General features: G+C 65.7%; 3 protein-coding genes. 1 reads left to right on the forward strand and 2 read right to left on the reverse strand.

Translation table 11 applies throughout. From position 1 onward, the window contains the following. Positions 1-480, reverse strand: a 480-nt coding sequence (locus U9977_RS03470) for a biosynthetic peptidoglycan transglycosylase (RefSeq protein ID WP_322747690.1), incomplete at its 3' end; no start/stop codon positions are given. Positions 481-929: 449 nt separating this feature from the next. Between U9977_RS03470 and U9977_RS03475 the strand changes: the two genes are divergently transcribed. Further along, entirely contained in the window at positions 930-1,286 is a 357-nt protein-coding gene (locus tag U9977_RS03475) for a WhiB family transcriptional regulator (RefSeq protein ID WP_322747691.1), read from the forward strand. 352 nt (positions 1,287-1,638) lie between these two features. On the opposite strand, the gene U9977_RS03480 is transcribed toward U9977_RS03475, so the two are convergent. Further along, positions 1,639-2,631, reverse strand: a 993-nt coding sequence (locus U9977_RS03480) for an ArsA family ATPase (protein ID WP_322747692.1), incomplete at its 5' end; no start/stop codon positions are given.

Here is a 2,631-nt window from a genome sequence, read left to right on the forward strand (position 1 = left end):
CGCGTAACGCGCTTCACGAAGCTTTCGCTTGACCGTTTGTTCGGTCGCAGCCTCTTTCGTCTCCCTGGTGGTCGCGGCCTGGAGCAGGACGTTCTTCACGTACTGCTGCGTAAGAGTGGAGCCACCCTGCGTGACCGAACCGGATTCCTGGTTGGTTACATAGGCCCGGATCAATCCCTTGTAATCAAGGCCGGTGTGTTCGTAGAAACGGGAGTCCTCAATGTCGATGATTGCCTGACGCATCACCATCGGCACCTGGTCAAGTGCCACGATCTCCCGGTCCTGCTCACCCCGCAGGTACCCGATCACATTTCCCTGGGAATCCAGCATGCGGGAGGCCTGGGGCAACGGCGGAACGGTGAGATTCGCCGGCAGCTCCAGGAACGAGTCGGCCCCGCCCTTGGCCGTCAGACCCACCAGAGCCGCGAACGGCACCGCCACGAAGGCAAGCAGGACGCCGGCCAGCCCAGTGATGATCACGAATCGCACGGCCCGGCCGACAGCTATCCGGACCCGCGACCGAAGCGTCCGGGGCCTCGCCGGCATGCGACCGCCGGCGGGTGCGCCGCGCCTGGCGGTGCCGGAACGACCGGAACCGGCCGGAGGCTCCGGATACCGACGGTGTGACTCCGTCGTCGCTGTCACGTCCGGGAACCTCCAAACGGGCCCCCCTCGCGACCACTCGGCCGCGCAATCGGCACAAGCCTATGACCCCAGCCGCCAGACACGTGACTGTCACGCGGACGACACGAACCAGTGACAGAACGCACCACATTCACGACCCGGATCAATGGCCCGGACGGGTCATTTGGACAACCACCCGTGTGGGGTCTGTGCCGTGGCAAGGGCGCTCCGTACGGTTTCGGGCGAAGCCACGTCACCACCCGCACGGGCCCCCTGACCCGGACTCGAGAAGAAAGGCAGGTGGCATGACCAGCAGCCTGGCTACCCGCACCAGTGCCGCACGACGTGCCAGCACAACCCAGCTGATCGGCTCGACCGTCGACGGCGACTGGACAGCGAACGCGGCCTGCCGCGATCTGGACCCCGACGATCTCTTCGTCCAGGGTGCCGCGCAGAATCGGGTGAAAACCCGCTGCTTTGGATGCGTCGTTCGGACCGAATGCCTCGCCGACGCCCTTGACAACCGAGTCGAATTCGGAGTCTGGGGCGGCATGACTGAACGGGAACGCCGCGCACTTCTGCGGCGGCGGCCCGATGTCGCGTCCTGGCGGAAGCTGCTCGCAGACGCGCGTGCCCATCATGGGACCGCCTCCGCGGGTTAGGACCGTCCGCACTTAGGGTCTGTCCGATGGATCTTCGATCACGCGGATCAATGCCCAGAAGGCGCCCCGCCACGTTGTCGTCGTCACCGATAGAACACCACTATCGGCTCCTCCTCCGCCTCGCGGGCCGCCTTCTGGATCATCGCCCGCATCGACCAATATCCATCGGACGGACACTAGCCCCCAGTCTGACGATCCAGCCTCCGACTCGTCCCTCGCACCTCATTATCACACCCCGGTGAGGTGCGCGGGATGGCGACGCCCCCGAAGAGACAACTTCTCGATGACGGCGTCCCGGGAGGCCCGAGAGCGTTCCGGGGACTTCAGCCTCCGTCCTGCGACGCCGCGTCCGCTATCGCCGGCCCTTGATCAGATCAGTCGGCATGGTGGAGAACGTACTCCCGACGAGCGCGGCACCGACCTCGCGTAGTCCAGCAAGATCGTGAACATCTCCGGCGAGCGCATCGACCTCGACCAGCGGCGTGTCAGGATGCGCGCTGGTGAAACGCTCGCGCAACCGGTTCTCGCGAGTGGACAGCCGTACTCTTTCCGCGTGGACCCGCAATACCGCCGCTGCCAGCGGATGCTCAGCGTGCTCGACAAGTGTTTCCGCCGCGGCGAGGCTGCGTTCCACGGTCAGCCCGCGGGCCCCGCGGCGCACCGGGTGAACCCGATTGATGACGAGGCCCGCCAGCGGCATTCCGTCCGAATCCAGCCGGTCGACAAAGTAGGACGCCTCCCGCAGGGCGGCAGCCTCGGGCGCGGCGACCACGACAAATGAGGTGCCGGGCGCGCCCAACAACTGGTATGTCTGCTCGGCGCGCTGGCGAAAACCGCCGAACATGGTTTCCATGGCCGCCACGAACTGACTGACATCCGCTAGGAGCTGCGCACCGACAATCCTGGTCAGGATCTTGCCGAACACGCCGAGCCCGACCCCGACGACTTTCAGGTACATCTTCCCCCCGGCCTTCGCCGGGGCGAGCAACAGGCGGAGCAGTCGACCGTCCAGAAATGCTCCCAGCCGGGTGGGCGCGTCGAGGAAGTCCAGAGCCGACCGGGTCGGCGGGGTGTCGACGACGATGAGATCCCAGTCTCCCGTCGCGTCCAACTGGCCGAGCTTCTCCATCGCCATGTATTCCTGGGTGCCGGCAAAGGATGACGACAACGACTGGTAAAATGGATTGTCGAGCAGCTGCCGGGCCCGCTCCGGAGTTGCGTGGACCAGGACGATCTCATCAAACGTCCTTTTCATGTCGAGCATCATCGCGTCGAGGCGGCCACCGGCCGATCGGTCGACCCCGGCGACCTCCCGCGGAATGTTGTCCAACTCCGTCAGGCCCAT

It is taken from the genome of Protofrankia sp. Cas8 (genome assembly GCF_963555845.1).
In the GTDB taxonomy this organism is placed as follows: domain Bacteria; phylum Actinomycetota; class Actinomycetes; order Frankiales; family Frankiaceae; genus Protofrankia.